We start from the raw sequence: 19718 nt of genomic DNA on the forward strand, positions 1-19718 counted from the left end.
TTGGCACGAACTCCTTAACCAATCCATAGGAATTTGAAAAACGTGGCGGTAGTAGTAGTAGCGTGTGGAAAGTGGAAAAGCAATACAAGTGGTTCATTTACTTGCACTTTCCTGCCTTCCGGTCTCGTTGAATGGCTGTGGATTCGTGCGGGTCTAATGGGTGGAACATATGTCACATAGGGGCTGTCCGCTGGCCGATGTTCACCAATGAGTATGACGCACAGTTTCCCTCACCTTTTCCACACGCCCCCGGAACACGGCGTCTTCCTTGGCCATGTCCGCTACGCGCTCCAACGAGTGGATGACCGTCGAATGGTCACGGCCGCCAAAAGCGGCGCCGATCTCGACGAGTTGGAGGCCGTGGATTTCGCGCGTGAGGTACATGGCAACCTGGCGCGGAACGGTCAGGACCTTGGTTCGCGTCTTGGAGGTCAGTCCATCCACCGTTACCCCCCACTCGGCGGCCACGGCTTGCTGGACCTGATGCACCTTGTCCTGGCGGGTGGTGCGGGGCGGGGCGGCGGCCTCGGCGGAGCGGATCTTGTCGCGCAGCGCCTCACGGGCGAGGTCAACGGTCACCACGCGATGCCGGAGCGACGAATAGGCGAGGAGTTTGATGATGGACCCCTCAAGCTCGCGCACGTTGGCCTGGACGTGATCGGCGATGAAATGCAGGACCTCGTCGGGGATGGTGTGCTCGAGGTGATCCATCAGCGCCTTGCGGCGCAGGATGGCGATGCGGTGCTCGAGGTCAGGGGCCGAGACGTCGGCGACCATTCCCCACTCGAAGCGGCTCTTGAGGCGGTCCTCGAGTCGCGGAATCTCCGAGGGAGGACGATCAGAAGTCAGGACGATCTGGCGTCCCGCCTCGTAGAGCGCGTTGAAGGTGTGAAAGAACTCTTCCTGCGTCTGCTGCTTGCCGGCGAGCACGTGCACGTCGTCGACCAGCAAGAGATCGGACTGCCGGTAACGACGCTTGAACTCGTTCATCGAGCGGGTCTCGATGGAGTTGATGACGTCGTTGAGGAATTGCTCAGCGGTGATGTAGGTGACCCGCACGCCCGGGTCGCGCTGGATGATGCGGTGCGCGATGGCCTGCATGAGGTGAGTCTTGCCCAGCCCGGTGGCGCCGTAGATGAAGAGCGGGTTGTAGGAGGTGGCCGGGGCTTCGCCGACCGCGGCAGCAGCGGCCGCCGCAAGTTCGTTGGACTTGCCGATGACAAAGTGGTCGAACGTGTACCGTTCGTTCAACTGGCTCAATACAACGGTATTATCTACCGATACTGGCTCTATGCTGGCTCCATTCTGTGGAACAAACAGGTCCATTTGCGAGCGCGTCCGGCGCTCATCCTGGACTTTCAGGACGAGCTGAACGGGATGGCCGAGGCAGATTGGAGCGAGGCCTTCGAGGTACTGCGAGTGTTTGGACGAAACCCAATCGACCGCAAATTGGTCGGGGGCGGCGAGCGTCAGCCGTTGGTCGTCGAATTCGAGCGCAGCCAGCGGCGCGAGCCACTGGTCGATGGTATGGGCGGGGATATGGTCGCGCGCGCGATCGAGCAGGCGAGCCCAGGCGTCGCTGGGGGAAAGACTCATCGTTCTACAACAAGAGGATAGAGCAGAGACTGATCTGGCTGGCTTCGGTGTGGCTAGCTGGACTTTTTCACCACGGAGGCACGGAGGACTGATGAGGGCCACGGAGGACTACAAGAAACTGGGGGTAACGACAGCGCGCCGAGCAGAAATTGGAGTGGCAAGCGCAGTTCCCCCAAGAAGTCGCAGTTCTCCGTGGCCCTCTATGAACCTCCGTGTCTCCGTGGTGAAAAAAGCCGCGGACCCACGAGGGAGCCGAGGTTATGAGCCCGATGTGGAAAAGTCAACGCTCGTGAGTCCAAACCAGATTGGCTGACTTGACCTATCTCCATCTCGCGACTACGTTTAGCGTTCTGTCTACGAAGTGAAGCCACGCATTTTGGAGTTTATATGGGCAAGCCGACCTACCGTCCACGGAACAAGCGCCGCATCAAGACGCACGGATTCCGTGCCCGGATGGAAACCAAGTGGGGGCGCGAGGTGCTCAGCCGCCGCCGCAAGAAGGGGCGGAAGAGCCTCACTGTGAAGCTCCCGTCGAAGTACGCCGGCGCCTAATCGCCTTCGCCTCACTCGCGCGTCGCGACTGACCCGCGAACGAGAGCTCGAGGCCGTACGTGTTCAGGGGAAGCGAATTCGCACCGCGCAGCTCGAGGTGCGACACATCGCTTCCCCTCTGCATGGCCCTCGCATCGGAGTGGTTGTGCCCCGCTTCGGCCATTCGGCGGTGGATCGAAACACGGTGAAACGGCGGTTGCGGGAGTTGGCGCGAACGGAACTGCTGCCAGCCCTCGGGGCTCTTGATGTCGTCATTCGCGCGAACCCGACGGCGTACGCGGCGAGCTTCGACGAACTGCGCACAACGCTTCGGCAGGTGCTGAAGAAGCTGCCACCAGGCGGTCCGGAGGGGGCCGAGTGAAACTCCTGCTGATCCTCCTCGTTCGTGGTTACCAGGTGGCGTTGTCGCCGCTGCTGCCGGCGGCGTGTCGCTATTATCCAACCTGTTCTCACTATGCCATCGAAGCGCTGGAGAAGCATGGCGCTTTGCGTGGTGGGTGGCTCGCGCTGAAGCGCATAGCGCGCTGTCATCCGTTCCGGCCGGGCGGCTACGACCCGGTGCCCTGACGAGCACGCACACCGCCGATGGATAAGAAGCTCTTTCTCGCGTTTACGCTTTCGGGGCTGGTGATCGTCGCCACGCCCTACCTGTTTCCGCGTCCCAAGGTTGCGCCGCCGGCGGCGGCTGCCGTTGTCGCTGACAGCGCGGCCGCGACACAGGGCGCCGCCACGGTCGCACCGGCGACAGCCCCAGCGCCCGGCGCGTCAAGCGGGGCGATCGGGGCGGCACAACAACTAACCGCGGGCACGGGCACAGGCACGGGCCCGACGGTAGCCTCCGCTCCTGCGATGGCAGCCGCCGAAACGGTGACCGTCAACACCGCCGTGAACCACATCCACTTCTCGACGCTCGGTGCGGCGCCAATTGAGGTGGAACTGCCAGGGTTCACGAGCCTGGGGGCGAAGAAGGGCCCGGTTTCGATCCATCAGCGCAATGAGCCACTGCTGCGCTATCGTCTGCTCACCGGACGCGACACGATCGATCTTTCGAAGGTGCTCTTCACGCCGACGCGCAGCACGCAGGCGAACGGCGCGCAGGAGTTGACGCTCCATGCGGTGAGCGGCGCCGTCGATGTAACGCTGCACTACTCAATTGCCCCGCAGAATTTCCTGACCACGGTGCGGGCGACGGTACACGGCGCCGCGCCGCCGGCCTTCCTGCTGGCCGACCTGCCGACTGGGTTCGTGTCGCAGGAAGGGGACACGCTGGGCGATATCAACTCGCTGGCGTACGCGGTAAAGCCGCAGAAGGGAAGCGCGAAGGGGATTCCGTTCCGGAAACTTGATCCCGGCGAACAGCGGCTCGAGGCGGGGCCGATGTACTGGGCGATCGCGAAGAACAAGTACTTCCTCGTCGGGATGCTGGCGCAGGAGAAGGCGCCGACCATTGCCGAGGTGAACTTCACGGGCGGCACGCGCACGCAGAAGCTGGCGACGCGTGGACAGGCGACGGCGGTGCTGCCGCTCGCGGCCGACGGGACGACAACGTTCGATCTCTATGTGGGGCCGCAGGAATGGGAGCGCATGCGCGCGCTCGGCCGCGACTTCGAGAACGCGAACCCGTACGGCGGCTTCCTGCAGGGGGTGGTGCAGCCGTTCGCGACCATCGTGATGCGCGCGCTGCTCTGGATGAAGCGCACCACGCAGATGAACTACGGCTGGGTGCTGATCATCTTTGGCGTGGTCATCCGATTGCTGATGTGGCCGCTCAACCAGAAGGCGATGCGCGCGAGCCTCAAGCTGCAGGTGCTGCAGCCGGAGCTGCAGGCGCTGCAGGCGAAATACAAGAGCGACCCGCAGAAGCAGCAGCAGGAGATCATGAAGCTGTATTCCGAGCACGGGATGAGCCCGCTCAGCCCGCTGCTCGGCTGCCTGCCGATGCTGCTGCCGATGCCGATCTTGTTCGCGCTGTTCTTCGTCTTCCAGAACACCATCGAATTCCGCGGCGTGTCGTTCATGTGGCTTCCGGATATCTCGCTCAAGGATCCGCTCTACGTCCTCCCGTTGCTCATGGGCGCGTCGATGTACGTGCTGAGCTGGATCGGCATCCGCAATGCACCGCCGAACCCGCAGGCGAAGATGATGGCGTACCTCATGCCGGCGATGATGACGTTCTTCCTGATCAACTTCGCGTCGGGGCTGAACCTGTACTACACGGTGCAAAACCTGGCGGCGCTGCCGCAGCAGTGGATGATCGCAAGCGAGAGACTGAAGAAGACAAAGACGGGGTGATATTCCACGGGCTCTTTCATCACGGAGACCGGAGCGCGCGGAGTTGCACGGAGGCTGCAAATACTTGAGTAACGACGGCGCGCCGCGCAGGGTTCTGCGTGGCGCGCCGTGTTCTTTGAGACTACAGCGCGCGCAGTGCGCTCCCTGGCCACCATGGCCGAGGTAAATTGACGCATGCCGCTCAGGGCCGATGACACCATTGTGGCGTGCGCCACCGCTGCGGGGCGCGGAGCGATCGCGGTCGTGCGGCTCAGTGGGCGCGACGCGCTGGCCATCACCCGGCGCGTGGCGGTGCCGGTGCCGATGGGGGCCCGCGCGGTGGTGCTTTCATCGCTGCACGCGCCCGACACACCCGCGCAACTGATCGACCACGGGCTGGTGACCTGGTTTCAGGCGCCGCATTCATACACCGGCGAGGATGTGGTGGAGTTCGCCGTACACGGCGGATCGCTGGTCAGCGCGCTGGTAGTCGAGGCCTGCGTATCGGCCGGGGCTCGGCCCGCGCTCCCTGGCGAATTCACCGAGCGCGCGGTGCTGCACGGGAAGCTGGATCTCGTGCAAGCCGAGGCGGTGGCGGACCTGATTGATGCCCGGACCCGCGCGGCTCACCGTGCGGCGGTCCGCCAACTGGATGGTGCGTTTTCCGGGCGCCTTGGCGCCTTGCGTGATGCCCTATTGCAGGTGGACGCCCTGATTGCGTATGACATCGACTTTCCGTCGGAGGATCACGGGCCGCTGAGCCGCACGCGCGTCGTCGCCGCGTGCGATGAGGTCATCGCACAGGTGGAGCGGCTCCTGGCGACATTGCCGGCAGCGGCACTCGGCCGGGATGGCGCGCTGGTGGTGCTGGCCGGACCGCCGAATGCCGGCAAGAGCGCCCTGCTCAACGCGCTGGTGGGCGAGGCGCGCGTGATCGTCAGCGAAGTGCCAGGGACGACGCGCGATGCCGTCGAGGTCCTGGTGGACGACTCGCCATATCCCCTGCGCCTTGTGGACACAGCGGGACTCCGCGCAAGCGGCGATGTGCTGGAGCGCATGGGCATCGAAGTCAGCGAGCGATATCTCGCGCAAGCGCACGTGGTGCTGGCGTGTGCGGAGACACCGGAGGCGCTCGCGGCGACCGTGGAGGCGGTGAGGCACCTGACCGTCGGGGTGGTGATTCCCGTGACGACGAAGCGCGACCTTCGAGCCTCCTCGTCACGGAGGCCGGCGCACAGCGTTCCGTCCGGAGGCGGGAATTCTGTCGACGAGACGGCGGTCAGTTCCGTAACGGGTGAGGGGCTGGATGTGCTCCGCGCGGCGATCCGAAAGGCGCTCACCGATCAGGTTGCACCGCCAACGGACGAGATCCCCCTCATCACGCGGGCGCGGCATGAAGCAGCGCTGAAGCGGGCGACGGAGGAATTGCGCGCGTTTCGATGGGCTTGGGAGGCCGAAACACTGCCCGCACCAGTGGCGGCGACGCATCTGCGGGCCGCAGTTACCGCGCTCGAGTCACTGATCGGGGCGGTCGACGTGGATGACGTACTGGAACGGGTCTTTCGGACGTTCTGTGTCGGGAAGTAAGGGATCCTTCGTGAGCGATGGATCCTGACCGCGAAGCCGGAGCGCGGTAGTTACGCCGTTCTGGCCACCATCTCTTCCGGTGCCATCCCGAGCAGCTCCTGTGCCGACATTCGGAGACATCTGGCGATCCCGTGTTCGGTAATGGCGTCCTCAACGAGCCGCGCGCCCAGAAAATATCCGGCCCGTTCCGGGATCACATACCGATCGATAGTACGCGCATCGTCGCTCATTCCACCAGAAAGCCAGCGCAGGCGCAGGCCAAGGGCGGCGTGGTCCAGCTCTTCAGCCACGGAGCGGAACAGAATCGGCTCCATCTCGCGCGTGCGCACGTACTGGCGACGCTGGAAGCCAAAATATTCCCACGGCGCATGACCAGGGCTAAGCAGGCGCGCGGCCTGCACGGCGAGGCCTTCGTTCACCAGATGCTCACGCAGGGCTACGTGCCGGCCGGTTTCCCAGTAAGAATAGTAGCCGCCCTGCTCACCGATGAACTGTTTCATGGCGCTGCGGCTCTTCGGCGACGTGTATCGCACTGCGTGTGCGAGCTCATGCGATAGCCACATCGGGAGCAATTCAGGCTCGAGTCCGAGTCCACGGGTTGACGTGTTCGCGACGCCCGTAAAATGCTCGAGACAGGCAAAGGCAAGCCCCTTGCCGCCAACGACCAATTCGCCGGCGTTGGCGCCGCCCACGCCGACCATGAGAACGACGTCCACTCGTGAGTCCAACTCAAAGAGCGCTGCGCACTGCTCCTCGGCAGAGCGCGCCAGCACTGCAATGTCCACGCGGTCGAGCATCGCGCGCAGGTCGTCACGGTCAGCGTACACCGCCTCACGCACGACATCCTGGAAATGCGGACCGCTTGGATCGAGCACGTAATTGTGCCAGTACGCCTCGAGCAGCGGGCGATGCGTTTCGAAGTAGCGCTGGTAGGCTGCCACCGGATCGGTGCTTTGCAGGACCGTCAAGAAGTCCGGGACGAGATTGATGAGCATCGTCTGGGGTAGCGGCGCGTCGCGGTCAGCGATCTTCGAGAAACTTCGCGACGTTCGGCAAGATAGGACCGCACGTGAGTGCGAACAAGGGCACGGGTTACCAAACCAGAGACGCCCAGAAGGGAACGGAGGTCACATCTTCAAGGGCATCGCGAGCACACCGACGGCGGCTACTTTGTGCCGAAGAGCCGATCGCCCGCGTCGCCAAGGCCTGGGAGGATGTAGCCGTTCTCATTGAGCTCGCGGTCGAGCGACGCAGCGAAGACGGGGACGTCAGGGTGAGCGGTGACGAGCTTTTCGGCGCCCTCGGGGGCGGCGACGAGGCACATGAAGCGAATGCGACGTGCGCCGGCCGCCTTGAGATTGGCGATGGCGTCCACGGCGGACCCGCCGGTGGCGAGCATGGGGTCGAGCACGAAGACATCGCGCTGGCCGAGGTCGGGCGGGACCTTGAAGTAGTACTCAATGGGCTCGAGCGTCTCGTGGTCGCGGTAGAGACCGATATGACCCACGCGGGCCGACGGCATCAGCGCCCTGATGCCGTCCACCATTCCCAGTCCGGCGCGCAGGATGGGGACCAGCACCGGCTCGTACCCCTTGAGGCGCTGAGCCTGCATGGTCTCCAACGGAGTCTCGATGGTCACCGGCTCGAGCGGTAGGTGCCGCGTCGCCTCGAAGGCCATCAACATGGCGATTTCGTCAACCAACTCCTTGAAGAGCTTGGTGGGCGTGGACTTGTCGCGCAGGATCGACAGCTTGTGCTGGATCAGCGGGTGTTCAATGACGGTGAGCGCCATGGGCGGAGAGGGCTCGAGGTGGTGACCATCCGGCGCAAAGCTAGTATCTTCGCGGGCATGAAAGAATACCAAGCCGTAATCCTCCGCGTCGCCGACCGCGTGCGCGACGATGAAGACGCGCTGACCGACCTGCTGAACGAGCGCAGCCGCGGCGGCTGGGAGCCCGCAATGATGTCGCAGGACAACCAGCGCATCACGGTGATCTTCCAGCGACAGGCGACGAACGACACCAAGTAACCCGGAGATCGCGCCATGCAACTGACGGTGCAGGGGGCGGCCCGCGAAGTCACCGGGTCGTGCCATGTGGTGCAGGTGCACGGCAAGACGATCCTGCTCGACTGCGGCATGTTCCAGGGGCGCCGCAGCGAGGTGCAGCGAAAGAACCTGACCCTGCCGGTGCCCATAGAGCAGATCGACGCGGTGGTGCTGTCGCATGCGCACATCGATCACTCGGGGCGGCTGCCGCTGCTGGCGCGCAACGGCTACAAGAAGGCGATCCACGCCACGCACGCGACCGCCGACCTGTGCGAGCCGATGCTCATGGACTCGGCCCACATCCAGGAGAAGGACGCGGAGTTCCTGGCCAAGCACAAGCGCGAGTATTTCGAGCCGCTGTACGGCATTCGCGACGCGCAGCGCACCGCCGAACTGATGGTGTCGCACGATTACGGCGAACGGTTCGAAGTGGCGCCGGGGATCTTCGTGGTCTTCTCCGAGGCGGGGCACATCCTGGGTTCGGCGTCGATCACCGTTGAGTTCACGGAAGGCACACAGACGCGGCGGCTGGTCTTCTCGGGCGACATTGGCCGGTCAGGACTGCCGATCATTCGCGACCCGCAACCGCCGGAAGGGGCGGATTGGGTGCTGATGGAGTCGACGTACGGCAATCGCGATCACGGCACGGTGGAAGACGCCCGCGCGAAGCTGGCGCAGGTGGTGCGCGAAACCGCCGCGCGCGGGGGGCGCGTGCTGGTGCCAGCCTTTGCGGTGGGACGCACACAGGAACTGGTATACGACCTGCATCAACTGGCCGAGGCGGGGGAGATCCCGAAACTCCCGATCTACATCGACAGCCCGCTGGCGACGAAGGCGACGGCGGTGTTCGAGAAGAACACCGATGTGTTCGACCAGTCGGAGCGGTTCGTGCGCAGCCACAACGGGAAGTCGCTGTTCCAGTTTCCGCTGCTGCGGTATACGCCGGAGGCCGAGGACTCGAAGAAGCTCTCGCAATCAGCGGGGCCAATGGTGATCATCTCGGCGTCTGGGATGTGCGAGTCGGGGCGGATCGTGCACCACCTGCATCAGGGGGCGAGCAATCCGCGCAATACGATCCTGATCGTCGGGTTCCAGGCGGAACACACCTTGGGACGGCGCATCGTGGAGCGGCGCGAGGTGATCAAGACCTTTGGCGAAGAGGTGCCGCTGAAGGCGCAGGTCGCGGTGCTCAACGGGTACAGCGCGCACGCCGACCGCACCGAGTTGGCGGCGTGGCTGAAGGGCGTGCGGGCGACGTCACCGCGGCTCAAGGACGTATTCCTGGTCCACGGCGAACCAGAGGCGCAGGACGCGTTCGCCGAACAGCTGCGGGCGGGCGGGTATCGGGTACACGCGCCTGTGATGGGGGAGCATATCTCGCTCGGCTGAGTTCTTGTGCGCTTTCGGCTGGGCTTTTTCACCACGGAGGCACGGAGAACTGCTTGAGGGCCACGGAGGCTGCAACTGCAACTTCTTGGGGGAACTGCGCGCGCCACGCATAGATCTGCGTGGCGCGATGTCGTTACCCCAGTTGTAGCAGTTCTCCGTGGCCCTCCGTGCTCCTCCGGGTCTCCGTGGTGAAAAAGGCTAGCAATGGGGTACCTGTGCCAGCGTGCCGGGCCCAAATTCAGCGGCATGCAACTGCCGCTTGAGTCGTATCGTCTCCCCAACGGACTGCTGGTGACGCTGTCGGAGGATCATTCCGCGCCGGTGGTGGCGGTGAACCTCTGGTACCACGTGGGCTCGGCCAACGAGCGTCCGGGGCGTACGGGATTTGCCCACCTGTTCGAGCACATGCTCTTTCAGGGCTCGGCGAACGTGGGGGCCAACGAGCACTTCGAGCTAATCCAGCGCGCTGGCGGGACGCTGAATGGATCGACCTGGCTGGAGCGCACGAACTACTTCGAGACGGTGCCGTCGCATCATCTCGAACTCGCGCTCTGGCTCGAAGCGGATCGGATGGGGGCACTGCTCCCGGCGATGACACAGGAGAAGCTGGACACGCAGCGCGACGTGGTGAAGAACGAGCGGCGCTGGTCGGTGGACAATCAGCCGTATGGCACGTGGTGGGAGCGGCTGCCGGCGTTGTGCTTTCCGCCGGAGCATCCGTTCCATCACTCGCTCATCGGCTCGATGGAAGACCTGAGCGCCGCAAGCCTCGACGACATCGCCGAGTTCTTCCGGACGTATTACACGCCCGACAACGCGGTGCTGACGATCGCCGGCGACTTTGACGGTGCGCAGGCGAAGGCACTGGTCGAGAAACACTTCGGGCCTATTCCTCGCGGAACGGGGCGGCCGGCGCTGCCGCCGATGGATGTGCCGCGGACGTTCGGCGGATGGTCGCGCGAGGTGGTGGAAGATGATGTGATGTTGCCGCGTCTTTTCCTCGCCTTCCGCGCGCCGGTCTTTGGCACCCCCGCGTACTTCGCGGGGAGCCTGTGTGCCGCTGTGCTGGGCCAGCGGCGCGGAAGCCGGCTCTACCGGGCCCTGGTGCGCGAGCAGGAAGTCGCGAGCGACGTGAGCGCATTCACGTGGGACCTGGCGAAGGGAGCCGACCTCTTCGTGGCGGATGCCACGGCCCGTCCAGGCACCGATGCGGCGACGCTCGAAGCGGCCGTGGTTGCCGAAGTGGACCGGCTGCGCGCGGAAGGTGTTCGCGCGGACGAGATCGAGCGGGCCAAGGCGCTGCTTGAGACAGACTTCGTGTCGGCGATGCAGACGGCCGGCGACCGGGCCGATGCAATCTCGAAATTCGCGACGCTGCTGGGCGATGCGTCGCTCGTGAACACGCAACTGGAGAAGTACCGCGCCGTGAGCGCCGAGGATGTGACTGCCTTCGCGCGCGAATATCTCGGCGAGGACAATCGAGTGTCTCTGGTGTATGTGCCACGCGCCGGTGCGGAGGAGACCCCATGAACGCGCCGCGCCCCCGGCCCGGCATTCCGGGTCCCTATGAGTTTCCGCAGTCAACGAAGTTCACGCTGGCCAATGGCCTGCGCGTCATCGTCGCGCCAATGAATCGACTGCCGCTGGTGTCCGTCATCGCGGTGGTTGATGCCGGCGCGTCCGGCGATGTCGCTGGACACGAAGGGCTGGCGATGCTCACCGCGTCTGCGTTGTCGGAAGGGACGGTGGATCGCGACGGACCGTCGCTCGTCGAAGCGCTCGAGCGGCTCGGAACGACCATCGAAAGCGGTGCCGATTGGGACGAGGCGTCGGTTCAGTTAACGGTGACGCCATCGCGGCTCGAGGACGCGACGGCGCTGCTGGCCGAAGTGCTGACGGCGCCGCGCTTTGCGGAAGGGGACGTCAACCGGCTCAGGGCAGAGCGGCTGGCCGAACTGTTGCAGCAGCGCGTCGAGCCCCGCGGCCTCGCTGACGAACGATTTGCGCGGGTGGTGTATGCGCCGAATTCGCGGTATGCGCATCCGTCGGGCGGCACACCGGCGTCGGTGCGCGCGCTGACCGTGGAGCAGGTGCAGGACTTCTATGCGGCGCGTTTCAGCGGGGCGACCACCACGCTGATCGTCGTTGGCGACGTGACGCCCGAGCGGGTTCGACCGATCGTCGAGCGATACCTGGGCACGTGGTCGCGACCGCTGCAGGCGACGGCTGAGGTACAGGCCACCGGCCGCGCACGCACGCGGGACGTCCACGTGGTGTCGAAAGCCGATGCGCCGCAGTCGGAATTGCGCGTGGGACATGTGGGGCTGCCGCGCACACATCACGACTATTTCCCGACGGTCGTCATGAACGCGGTGCTGGGCGGGCTCTTCTCGTCGCGCATCAACCTGAACCTGCGCGAGCGGCACGCGTACACATACGGCGCACACTCCGGGTTCGACTGGCGCCGCGCGGCGGGACCGTTCGTGGTGGGGACGGCGGTGAAGACCGAGGTGACCGATGCCGCCGTGCGCGAGATCCTGCTGGAGATCGACCGCATTCGCGAAGCGCCGGTGAGCACCGACGAACTCGACCTGGCGACGAAATATCTTGCGGGCGTCTTCCCGATTCGCTACGAAACGACCGGTGCCGTCGCGTCGGCGCTGGCCCTGTCGACGGTCTACGGCCTGCCGGATGACTACTTCAGCACCTATCGTGACCGCATCACCGCGGTCACGCGCGACGACGTGCTGCGCGTGGCGCGCGCACACCTGCACCCTGAATCGATGCAGATACTCGCCGTCGGCAATGCCGACGCGATCACTGAACCGCTGGCTGCCTTGCACCTGGGGACACCGTCAGTGACTGCGGCTGACGAAGGAGAGGACGGATGACGGAGCAGACCGGAACGGTGAGCAGCCGGAACATCTTCACGGGACGCGTAGTGACGCTGAACGTCGACCAGGTGCGCTTCCCCGATGGCCGCGTGGGTGAACAGGAGATCATCCGGCACACGGGGGCGAGCGTCGTGGTGCCGTTCCTGAGTGATCCGCACGGCGCAGATCCGCAGCTGCTCCTGGTGCGGCAGTATCGTTACGCGAGCAACGGCTACCTGTACGAACTGCCGGCTGGGCGCCCGAATCCGGGCGAAACTCCCGCCGAATGCGCGGCGCGTGAGCTGCGCGAGGAGACGGGGTGCGTGGCCGAGCACCTGGAGCCGTTGCTGTCGGGGTATACGACGCCGGGCTTCACCGACGAGAAACTGCACCTGTTTGTCGCGCATGGCATCACGCGCCATGAGACGAAGTTCGATGCCGACGAGTATGTGGAGGCGTTTCCGGTGACGATGTCGAAGGCGCTGGAGATGGTACGGAAGGGGGAGATTGAGGATTTGAAGACGGGGATGGGGATACTGTATGTGGCGGGGTTCTACTGCGGGGGGTAGGAACGGGGAGGGGGTAGAGGCCAAGGGACGAGGGACGAGTGCAGGAACGGGAGACTTCGCCAGTGTCCTCTAAATGGGACGCTGACTTCTAACAAAACAGACAGAATTTACTAAGATGCATATTGGCAAGTCATTGTATTTCAATGACTTGCCATTCTTATAGGCCGTCATCTGAGGTGGTACGGACCCTGCACTACTGAGGAGGCAGAAGATGGTCTCGCCCCTCAGGAGGAGCAGATGCGACAGACGGCCCTCAAGGTTCAGCCTGTTGTTCCGTTCAGGAAAGCGGATCTGCAAACGCTCGATGACAATCAGCTGGTCACCTCATACTTGGACGGTGTCAGCTTTGCCTTCGACGTGCTGGTCGAGCGCTATCAGACGCGGCTGCTGAACTTCGTGTACCGCACCGTGGGTGACCGGGAACGCGCCGAGGACCTGGTGCAGGAAGTCTTCATCCGCGTGCACCGGCACCTTGCCCGCTTCGACCGGTCGAAGAAGTTCTCGACGTGGATCTACACGATCGCGTCGAACCTGGCGAAGAACGAACTCCGGAACCGGGCGCGGAATCCGCTGGTCTATTTCCAGACGATGACGTCGGGGTGGGAAGATGAGGATCGGCCGCTCGAGTTCGAGGATACCTCGGCTCGCCCGGACGATGCCTTCGATCGCCGACACCTGCGGGAGCTGGTAGACGCCGCCGTGCGCCGGTTGCCGGCGCATCACCGGCAGGTCTTTGTCCTGCGGGAGCTGGATGGGCGGTCCTACGAAGAGATCGCCGAGATGACCAACTGCAACCTCGGCACCGTGAAGTCGCGGCTGAATCGGGCCCGGGCGGCGTTCGCCGAGATCGTGGGGCCGGTGCTCTAGCTGGCCTTTTTCACCACGGAGGCACGGAGAGCTGCCTGAGGGCCACGGAGGACGGCAACTTCTTGGGTTACAACGTGCGCCACGCGGTTCTTTGCGTGGCGCGATGTCTTTACCCCCAGTTGTGGCCGTTCTCCGTGGCCCTCCGCGTTTCTCCGTGCCTCCGTGGTGAAAAAGGCCAGCTTGGACGGCCCGGAACCCTGTGAACGGCGGCGGGTATCGAAGGTCGATGCCTCACCGCCTTTCGCTTTCCTGCCGCCAGTTCCGGGCTCAGCACGTCGAGTACGTCGACGGATTCCTCGCCGGTGATCTCCTGCACGCGTGCGAGACGCACCTTGACGAGTGCTCCGTCTGTCGGCGGCAGGACGTAATGGTGCGGCGCTCACTGATCGCCCTGCAGGCACTCCCGGTCATCGAGCCTTCCGCCGATTTTCACCGGCGGCTGTGTGACCGGCTGGCGAACGATACGATGCATTACGCGCCGGCTGTCCCGCCGCGCGTCCGATGGGGTGTGACGGTCGCAATCCTCGCGGCCTCGGTGGCCCTGCTCATTGCCGCACCGCCCCAGCCGCGCGGAGCACATCCCTCCGGCGTTACGATCGTACAGGCTCCCGTCCTGCTTGGGAAATCGTCCCCGCGCGATGCGGCGAGCCGGCAGGTGGCGGTGATCCCGGCAGCGTCCGCCTCAGCCGTTCTGCCTCCGAAATCACGAGCCCCCAAGAACACGGCATCGGAGAATGCTCGAACGGCCCGGTTTGAGGCGCTGCCGGGACAGGCGCCGCTACGGACGGACGCGTCGCAAACGCGTCCGCAATCCGTGCGCCTCCAGACGGTCACCTACATCGGCCAATAGCGTCGGCGAGAGGGGCGGCGCGGGGGTATAATTCTCCCCGATGCCGGCCGCCACTCCCCGCGCCCTCAGGACCGCCTTTGACGCCGGGTCATTTGACCCGGTGTACGTGCTGTTTGGCGACGAGGAGTACATCAAGGAAGAAGTCCTGCGCCTGCTGGTCGCGCGTGCCGTGGACCCGTCGATGCGGGACTTCAATGTCGACGTCCGGCGTGGGCCGGAACTTGACGCGGCCGGCCTGCGAAGCCTCCTCGAACAGCTGCCGATGCTGGCCGAGCGGCGCGTGGTCATCGTTCGTGAGGCGCAGGCGATCAAGAAGGCGCCACTGGGCGTGCTCGACGGCTATCTGGCGAAGCCCTCGCGCGACATCGTGCTGGTGCTCGTGCTGTCGACCGGCGAGGAACCGCCGAAGCAGTGGCCCTCGCGCAGCACCACGTGCGAATGCAAGGCACTCAGTGAAGACGGCGTGATGAAGTGGATCACGCATTACCTGCACGAGACCCTGCGCGGCAGCATCACCGCCGATGCCGCATCGCTTCTCGTGAGCCACGTGGGCAATGACCTGGCGCAGCTCTGCGGCGAACTGGACAAGCTGATGAGCTACACCAACGGCGCGGAGATCACGGCCGACGCGGTGCAGGCGGTGGTCGGGGTGCGGCACGGGGAGACGCTGGCCGACCTGCTGGATTGCGTGGCGACACGCGACGCAAAGGGCGCGCTGGCGATGTTGCCTCGCGTCATGTCGCAACCGAAGACCACGGGTGTCTCCGTGGTGATCGCGCTGACGGCGCAGACCTTCGCGCTCGCGTGGGGCGCGGCCGCGCGCGCCGGCGGGATGAACCCGGGCACCCTGAGCCGCGCGTACTTCGATGTCCTTCGCGAAGGGGGCGCGTTCGTGGGGCGGCCGTGGAGCGAGGCGATCCAGCACTGGATGAAGGCGCTGCCGCATTGGGATGCGGCGCGGTGTGATCGGGCGCTGGAGTTGTTGTTGACGACAGACCTGGCGTTGAAGGACACACGGGCGAGCACGGAAGAGCAGGTGCTGGAGACTCTTGTCTTGGCACTCTGCGTATGAGACAGAGAAACAACAGAGAGACAACAGACAGACAACAGAGAGACAACAGTTACTACCACCTCATGAGAGTCTTGCGAGCAGTTCTGCTTCTTTTCTGCTGTGCCTCATCAGTTCTGGCGCAGGGGGAGGGGGACGTTTTTGCGCGGGCGCGGCGGCTGGTGAACGACGGCGACGGGAAGGCGGGGCGGGCGCTGGTGGATTCGGCGCTGGCGGCGGCGCCGACGGGATCGCCGGCGTACGTTGAGGCCCTCTATTGGCGCGGCGTGCTGGCCGAGGAAGGGGACGCGGCGCGCACCGACCTGCTGCGCGTGGCGATCGAATTTCCGCTGTCGCCGCGAGCGAGCGAGGCGCTGCTGCGGCTGGCCCAGCTGGAATTCACGCGGGGTGACCGCATGACCGCCTTGCGTCACCTCGACCGCCTGGCGCGCGAACATCCGACGGCGCCCTCCCGTGCCGCCGGGCGCTACTGGGCGGGGCGCGTGCTGCTCGAGGACGGCAAGCCGGCCGACGCCTGCGCAGCGCTGCGAGAAGGCAAGCGCCTGGCGGCGTCCTCCGACATCGAGTTGATCAACCAGATCGACTACTACGCGCGTCCGTGCGACGCGATCGAAGCCGACGCCAAGGCGCGAGCCGACTCGACCGCCGCCGACTCGACGCGCGCGACCACCGACACCAAGCGCGCGACCGCGGACGCCAAGCGCTCGACGGGCACGAAAGGCAAATGGTCCGTGCAGCTGGCGGCGTACGGCAGCAAGAGTGAGGCGCAGGCCCTGGTGAAGCGACTGAAGGCGCGCGGCGTGGATGCGCGCGTGACGCCGACCAAGCCGTGGCGCGTACGGGTTGGACACTACAAGTCACGCGCCGACGCGGCGGAAGCGGCGCGTGAGTTCAGCACCAGGAAATCGAAGGCGATTGTCGTCGAGGCGGAGGGGAGGTGAGCCGAGACCAGGCCACGCCGCTGATGCAGCAGTACCGGGAGATCAAGGCGCGGCACCAGCACGCGATCCTGTTCTTCCGGATGGGCGATTTCTTCGAGACGTTCTACGAAGACGCCGAAACGGCATCGCGGGTCCTGGGACTCACGCTGACCAGCCGCAACAACGGCGGCGCGGCCGAAGTGCCGCTGGCCGGCGTGCCGGCGAAGGCCGTGAACGAGTATGTGCGCCGCCTGGTGCAGCAAGGGTATCGCGTGGCGATCTGCGAGCAGGTGGAGGATCCCAAGCTCGCCAAGGGGATCGTGAAACGTGAAGTGATCGAGACGATCACGCCCGGCGCCGCGTTCAGCGACGACCTGCTGGACGGGGCGCGCAACAACTTCCTGTGCGCCGTGCGCGTGGAAGGGGAGCGCCTCGGCATGGCGGCCGCCGATCTCTCGACGGGCGAGTTCGTGCTGATGGTTGGCGCGCGCGGCGACGCGGGCGCAATGCTGGGCCGGCTGACGCCGCGCGAGGTGCTGGTGGTGGCGGGCGATCGCGCATCGCAGGACGCGCTGCATGGCCTCGACGTGTTGCTGACGGAACGCGACGCGTGGGAGTTCGACGCCGACATGGCGAGCGACGCGCTGGCGCAGCACTTCCGGGTGCAGTCGCTCGAAGGGCTTGGCGTGGGGGCGAACGACCGGGTGGCGGTGGGGGCAGCAGGCGCCCTGCTGCGCTACCTGCGTGAATTGCAGCCCGGCGGCGTGCCGCATCTCGCGCGCCCGGTGATCGAGCGTCCCGGCGGGACGATGCCGCTGGACGACATGACGCGGCGCAATCTCGAGCTCGTGGAGTCGCTGCGCGGTGGCGACAGCAGCGGCACGCTGCTGAGTGTGCTCGACCGGACGCAGACGCCAATGGGCGCGCGTGCGCTGCGCCAGTGGATCCTGGCGCCGCTCACCGAGCGCGTAGCGATTGACGCCCGCCTCGACGCGGTCGGTGCATTCGTACAGGACGCATCAGCGCGCGCAGCGGTGCGCGAGGCGCTGGACGGCGTGCGCGACGTGGAACGGCTCTCGGGCAAGACCGCCGCAGGGCGCGCCACGCCGCGCGACCTGCGCGCGTTGGGGGATTCGCTGGCGCGACTCCCCTCGGTGCACACGGCGCTGCAGCGCGTGCCGGCGGTGGGGCTGCTGCAATCACTGCGCGATGAGTGGGATGACGCCGTGCCCATCATGACGGCGATTGCATCGACGCTGGTTGCCCGCCCGCCGCTTTCGATTGGCGACGGGGAGACGATCGCCCCCGGCGTGGACGCCGCGCTCGACGAGTTGCGGACCATCATGGCCGGCGGCAAGGACGCCATCGCGGAATTGCAGGCGCAGGAGCGGGCGCGGACGGGCATTGGCTCGCTCAAGGTCGGGTATAACCGCGTCTTCGGGTATTACATCGAAATCACGAACGCCAACAAGGACCTGGTGCCGGCGGACTATCAGCGCCGGCAGACGCTGACCGGCGCCGAGCGGTATGTCACGCCGGCGCTGAAGGAATTTGAGGAGAAGGTGCTGCATGCGACCGAACGCAGCGAACAACTCGAACGACAGCTCTTTGAGGCGCTGCGGAGCCAGGTGGCAGCCGAGATCGGGCGACTGCAGGTGATTGCCGCATCACTCGCCCGCCTTGACGTGCTGACCACGCTGGCCGACGTGGCGGCGCGCGAGGGGTACGTGCGTCCCGACGTGAGCGACGAATTCGCCCTCGAGATCACCGCGGGGCGCCATCCTGTCGTGGAGCGGATGATAGCGCGTGACCAGTTCATTCCGAACGACGTGTCGTTGATGGCCGACGCCCGGATGATCATCCTGACCGGCCCGAACATGGCCGGCAAGAGCACCATCCTGCGGCAGATCGGGTTGATCGCGCTCATGGCGCAGATGGGGTGCTGGGTGCCCGCGACGCGGGCGCGGGTGGGGATTGCGGACCGCGTCTTCACGCGCGTGGGGGCGAGCGACAACCTGGTGCGCGGGCAGTCGACGTTCATGGTGGAGATGTCGGAGACCAGCGCGATCCTGCATACCGCGACGGCGCGCAGCCTGGTGCTGCTGGACGAGATCGGCCGTGGCACGTCGACGTGGGACGGCGTGAGCATTGCGTGGGCGGTAAGCGAGCACCTGCACGACCGCGTGGGGTGCAAGACGGTCTTCGCGACGCATTACCACGAACTGACCCAACTGGCCGATGAATTAGTAGCAGTTCGCAACTATAACGTCGCGGTGCGCGAGGCGGGCGACGAGGTGCTCTTCCTGCACCGGCTGCAGCCGGGCGGCGCGGATCGGTCGTACGGCATCGAGGTGGGGCGGCTGGCGGGGCTGCCGGCGCCGGTCATCGCGCGGGCGCGGGCATTGTTGCGGCTGCTCGAGGGGGAGGATCTGGCGGGGGCGTTGACGGCGAATACGACAGAAAACGACGGAGTACGACAGAAGACGGCAGGGGGGCGGGGGACGGGGGGAGGGGCGGACAAAGCGGCGGCGCAGCTGGGGCTCTTCGCTGCGGAACCGCATCCGCTGCTACGGCAGCTGGCGACCATGGACGTGAACCAGATGACGCCGCTGGATGCGTTGGCGCGGTTGGCTACCATCATTGCGGATGCGAAGCGCGCCGTCGATGCCCGGTCGTCTTCGGAGCGCGCATGAAGCGTCTTGGGTGGGCGGCCACAACGATGCTCGCGGCGGCGTGCATTGATCAGTCCGGCGCGCAGCGCGCCATCGACGCGATGCTGCCGAGCGGCACTCGGCCGGAGGTGATGCCCCGCCTGCTCAACGACCCCGCGCCGTTTGTCTATCCCAGAGCCCAGTACGATGCGCGGGTAGATGGCGACGTCCTGCTTCGCCTGTGGATTGACACAAGCGGCACGCCGGTGGCTGACTCGACAGCGGTGCAGGAGCACGCCATCCACGTCGCCTTTGACAGCGCCGCGCTGGCGGGGGCGCCCCAGTTGCGTTTCTCACCGGCGATGCAAACGGGTCGGCCGGTGGAGGTGTCCGTGCTCCTCCCAGTACGGTTTCGGAGACCGGAGCAAGCCAGATGAATGCAGAGTCGACAGATTTGAACCAGTCTTCCGCGGGCTC

General features: G+C 65.6%; 18 protein-coding genes and 1 pseudogene. 16 read left to right on the top strand and 3 right to left on the bottom strand.

Going from position 1 to position 19718, the window contains the following annotated elements:
- Positions 1-201 precede the first annotated feature (201 nt).
- Positions 202-1596 carry a chromosomal replication initiator protein DnaA gene (dnaA, locus tag VGJ96_10885; GenBank protein HEY3287609.1) on the bottom strand — a complete coding sequence of 465 codons (1395 nt, stop codon included), beginning with the start codon at positions 1594-1596 and terminating at the stop codon, positions 202-204.
- Positions 1597-1983: 387 nt separating this feature from the next.
- Between dnaA and rpmH the strand changes: the two genes are divergently transcribed.
- The 5 genes and pseudogenes from rpmH (at position 1984) to mnmE (ending at position 6006) form a co-directional block, all read left to right on the top strand.
- Positions 1984-2148 carry a 50S ribosomal protein L34 gene (gene rpmH, locus VGJ96_10890; GenBank protein ID HEY3287610.1) on the top strand — a complete coding sequence of 55 codons (165 nt, stop codon included), beginning with the start codon at positions 1984-1986 and terminating at the stop codon, positions 2146-2148.
- Positions 2149-2173: 25 nt separating this feature from the next.
- A pseudogene (rnpA, locus tag VGJ96_10895) lies at positions 2174-2509 on the top strand (ribonuclease P protein component).
- Positions 2506-2715, top strand: coding sequence for a membrane protein insertion efficiency factor YidD (gene yidD, locus VGJ96_10900; protein ID HEY3287611.1), 210 nt, complete (start codon positions 2506-2508; stop codon positions 2713-2715). The pseudogene rnpA and the gene yidD overlap by 4 nt, the downstream one beginning before the upstream one ends.
- A gap of 18 nt (positions 2716-2733) precedes the next feature.
- On the top strand, positions 2734-4440 hold the full coding sequence (gene yidC / locus VGJ96_10905; protein ID HEY3287612.1) for a membrane protein insertase YidC: 1707 nt from the start codon (positions 2734-2736) through the stop codon (positions 4438-4440).
- A gap of 201 nt (positions 4441-4641) precedes the next feature.
- The gene (gene mnmE, locus VGJ96_10910) at positions 4642-6006 is read left to right on the top strand and encodes a tRNA uridine-5-carboxymethylaminomethyl(34) synthesis GTPase MnmE (protein ID HEY3287613.1); all 1365 of its coding nucleotides are present in this window, start codon (positions 4642-4644) and stop codon (positions 6004-6006) included.
- Positions 6007-6056: 50 nt separating this feature from the next.
- Here mnmE and VGJ96_10915 read toward each other — a convergent pair whose 3' ends face one another.
- The gene (locus tag VGJ96_10915; protein HEY3287614.1) at positions 6057-7001 is read right to left on the bottom strand and encodes a DUF2268 domain-containing putative Zn-dependent protease; all 945 of its coding nucleotides are present in this window, start codon (positions 6999-7001) and stop codon (positions 6057-6059) included.
- A 170-nt stretch (positions 7002-7171) separates the two neighbouring features.
- Positions 7172-7798 carry a uracil phosphoribosyltransferase gene (gene upp / locus VGJ96_10920; protein ID HEY3287615.1) on the bottom strand — a complete coding sequence of 209 codons (627 nt, stop codon included), beginning with the start codon at positions 7796-7798 and terminating at the stop codon, positions 7172-7174.
- A gap of 57 nt (positions 7799-7855) precedes the next feature.
- On the opposite strand from upp, the gene VGJ96_10925 reads away from it, so the two are divergent.
- From VGJ96_10925 to VGJ96_10975, 11 genes are all read left to right on the top strand, one after another.
- A complete protein-coding gene (locus tag VGJ96_10925) occupies positions 7856-8035 on the top strand; it encodes a hypothetical protein (GenBank protein HEY3287616.1) in 180 nt (59 codons plus the stop codon).
- Between the two features lie 15 nt (positions 8036-8050).
- Positions 8051-9442 (top strand): MBL fold metallo-hydrolase, encoded by a 1392-nt coding sequence (locus VGJ96_10930; GenBank protein HEY3287617.1) that lies wholly within the window; start codon positions 8051-8053, stop codon positions 9440-9442.
- Positions 9443-9688: 246 nt separating this feature from the next.
- On the top strand, positions 9689-10972 hold the full coding sequence (locus VGJ96_10935) for a pitrilysin family protein (protein HEY3287618.1): 1284 nt from the start codon (positions 9689-9691) through the stop codon (positions 10970-10972).
- A complete protein-coding gene (locus VGJ96_10940) occupies positions 10969-12333 on the top strand; it encodes a pitrilysin family protein (protein HEY3287619.1) in 1365 nt (454 codons plus the stop codon). The genes VGJ96_10935 and VGJ96_10940 overlap by 4 nt, the downstream gene beginning before the upstream one ends.
- Positions 12330-12884, top strand: coding sequence for an NUDIX hydrolase (locus tag VGJ96_10945; GenBank protein ID HEY3287620.1), 555 nt, complete (start codon positions 12330-12332; stop codon positions 12882-12884). The genes VGJ96_10940 and VGJ96_10945 overlap by 4 nt, the downstream gene beginning before the upstream one ends.
- A gap of 237 nt (positions 12885-13121) precedes the next feature.
- Positions 13122-13751, top strand: a complete 630-nt coding sequence (locus VGJ96_10950) for a sigma-70 family RNA polymerase sigma factor (protein ID HEY3287621.1) — start codon at positions 13122-13124, stop codon at positions 13749-13751.
- 226 nt (positions 13752-13977) lie between these two features.
- Complete coding sequence (locus VGJ96_10955; protein ID HEY3287622.1) at positions 13978-14601, top strand: hypothetical protein; 624 nt, start codon at positions 13978-13980, stop codon at positions 14599-14601.
- Positions 14602-14641: 40 nt separating this feature from the next.
- On the top strand, positions 14642-15673 hold the full coding sequence (gene holA, locus VGJ96_10960) for a DNA polymerase III subunit delta (protein ID HEY3287623.1): 1032 nt from the start codon (positions 14642-14644) through the stop codon (positions 15671-15673).
- A 158-nt stretch (positions 15674-15831) separates the two neighbouring features.
- Complete coding sequence (locus VGJ96_10965; protein HEY3287624.1) at positions 15832-16611, top strand: SPOR domain-containing protein; 780 nt, start codon at positions 15832-15834, stop codon at positions 16609-16611.
- The gene (mutS, locus tag VGJ96_10970; protein ID HEY3287625.1) at positions 16608-19283 is read left to right on the top strand and encodes a DNA mismatch repair protein MutS; all 2676 of its coding nucleotides are present in this window, start codon (positions 16608-16610) and stop codon (positions 19281-19283) included. Before VGJ96_10965 ends, mutS begins: the two co-directional genes overlap by 4 nt.
- On the top strand, positions 19280-19678 hold the full coding sequence (locus tag VGJ96_10975) for an energy transducer TonB (protein ID HEY3287626.1): 399 nt from the start codon (positions 19280-19282) through the stop codon (positions 19676-19678). The genes mutS and VGJ96_10975 overlap by 4 nt, the downstream gene beginning before the upstream one ends.
- Positions 19679-19718 lie beyond the last annotated feature (40 nt).

This window comes from Gemmatimonadaceae bacterium, from assembly GCA_036504815.1.
Taxonomy (GTDB): Bacteria; Gemmatimonadota; Gemmatimonadetes; order Gemmatimonadales; family Gemmatimonadaceae; genus PNKL01.

Coding starts and splice junctions, on each gene's coding strand:
- dnaA (HEY3287609.1), bottom strand. CDS start 1,596: ATGAGTCTTTCCCCCAGCGACGCCTGGGCTCGCCTGCTCGATCGCGCG.
- rpmH (HEY3287610.1), top strand. CDS start 1,984: ATGGGCAAGCCGACCTACCGTCCACGGAACAAGCGCCGCATCAAGACG.
- yidC (HEY3287612.1), top strand. CDS start 2,734: ATGGATAAGAAGCTCTTTCTCGCGTTTACGCTTTCGGGGCTGGTGATC.
- VGJ96_10915 (HEY3287614.1), bottom strand. CDS start 7,001: ATGCTCATCAATCTCGTCCCGGACTTCTTGACGGTCCTGCAAAGCACC.
- upp (HEY3287615.1), bottom strand. CDS start 7,798: ATGGCGCTCACCGTCATTGAACACCCGCTGATCCAGCACAAGCTGTCG.
- VGJ96_10925 (HEY3287616.1), top strand. CDS start 7,856: ATGAAAGAATACCAAGCCGTAATCCTCCGCGTCGCCGACCGCGTGCGC.
- VGJ96_10930 (HEY3287617.1), top strand. CDS start 8,051: ATGCAACTGACGGTGCAGGGGGCGGCCCGCGAAGTCACCGGGTCGTGC.
- VGJ96_10935 (HEY3287618.1), top strand. CDS start 9,689: ATGCAACTGCCGCTTGAGTCGTATCGTCTCCCCAACGGACTGCTGGTG.
- VGJ96_10940 (HEY3287619.1), top strand. CDS start 10,969: ATGAACGCGCCGCGCCCCCGGCCCGGCATTCCGGGTCCCTATGAGTTT.
- VGJ96_10945 (HEY3287620.1), top strand. CDS start 12,330: ATGACGGAGCAGACCGGAACGGTGAGCAGCCGGAACATCTTCACGGGA.
- VGJ96_10950 (HEY3287621.1), top strand. CDS start 13,122: ATGCGACAGACGGCCCTCAAGGTTCAGCCTGTTGTTCCGTTCAGGAAA.
- VGJ96_10955 (HEY3287622.1), top strand. CDS start 13,978: ATGCCTCACCGCCTTTCGCTTTCCTGCCGCCAGTTCCGGGCTCAGCAC.
- holA (HEY3287623.1), top strand. CDS start 14,642: ATGCCGGCCGCCACTCCCCGCGCCCTCAGGACCGCCTTTGACGCCGGG.
- VGJ96_10975 (HEY3287626.1), top strand. CDS start 19,280: ATGAAGCGTCTTGGGTGGGCGGCCACAACGATGCTCGCGGCGGCGTGC.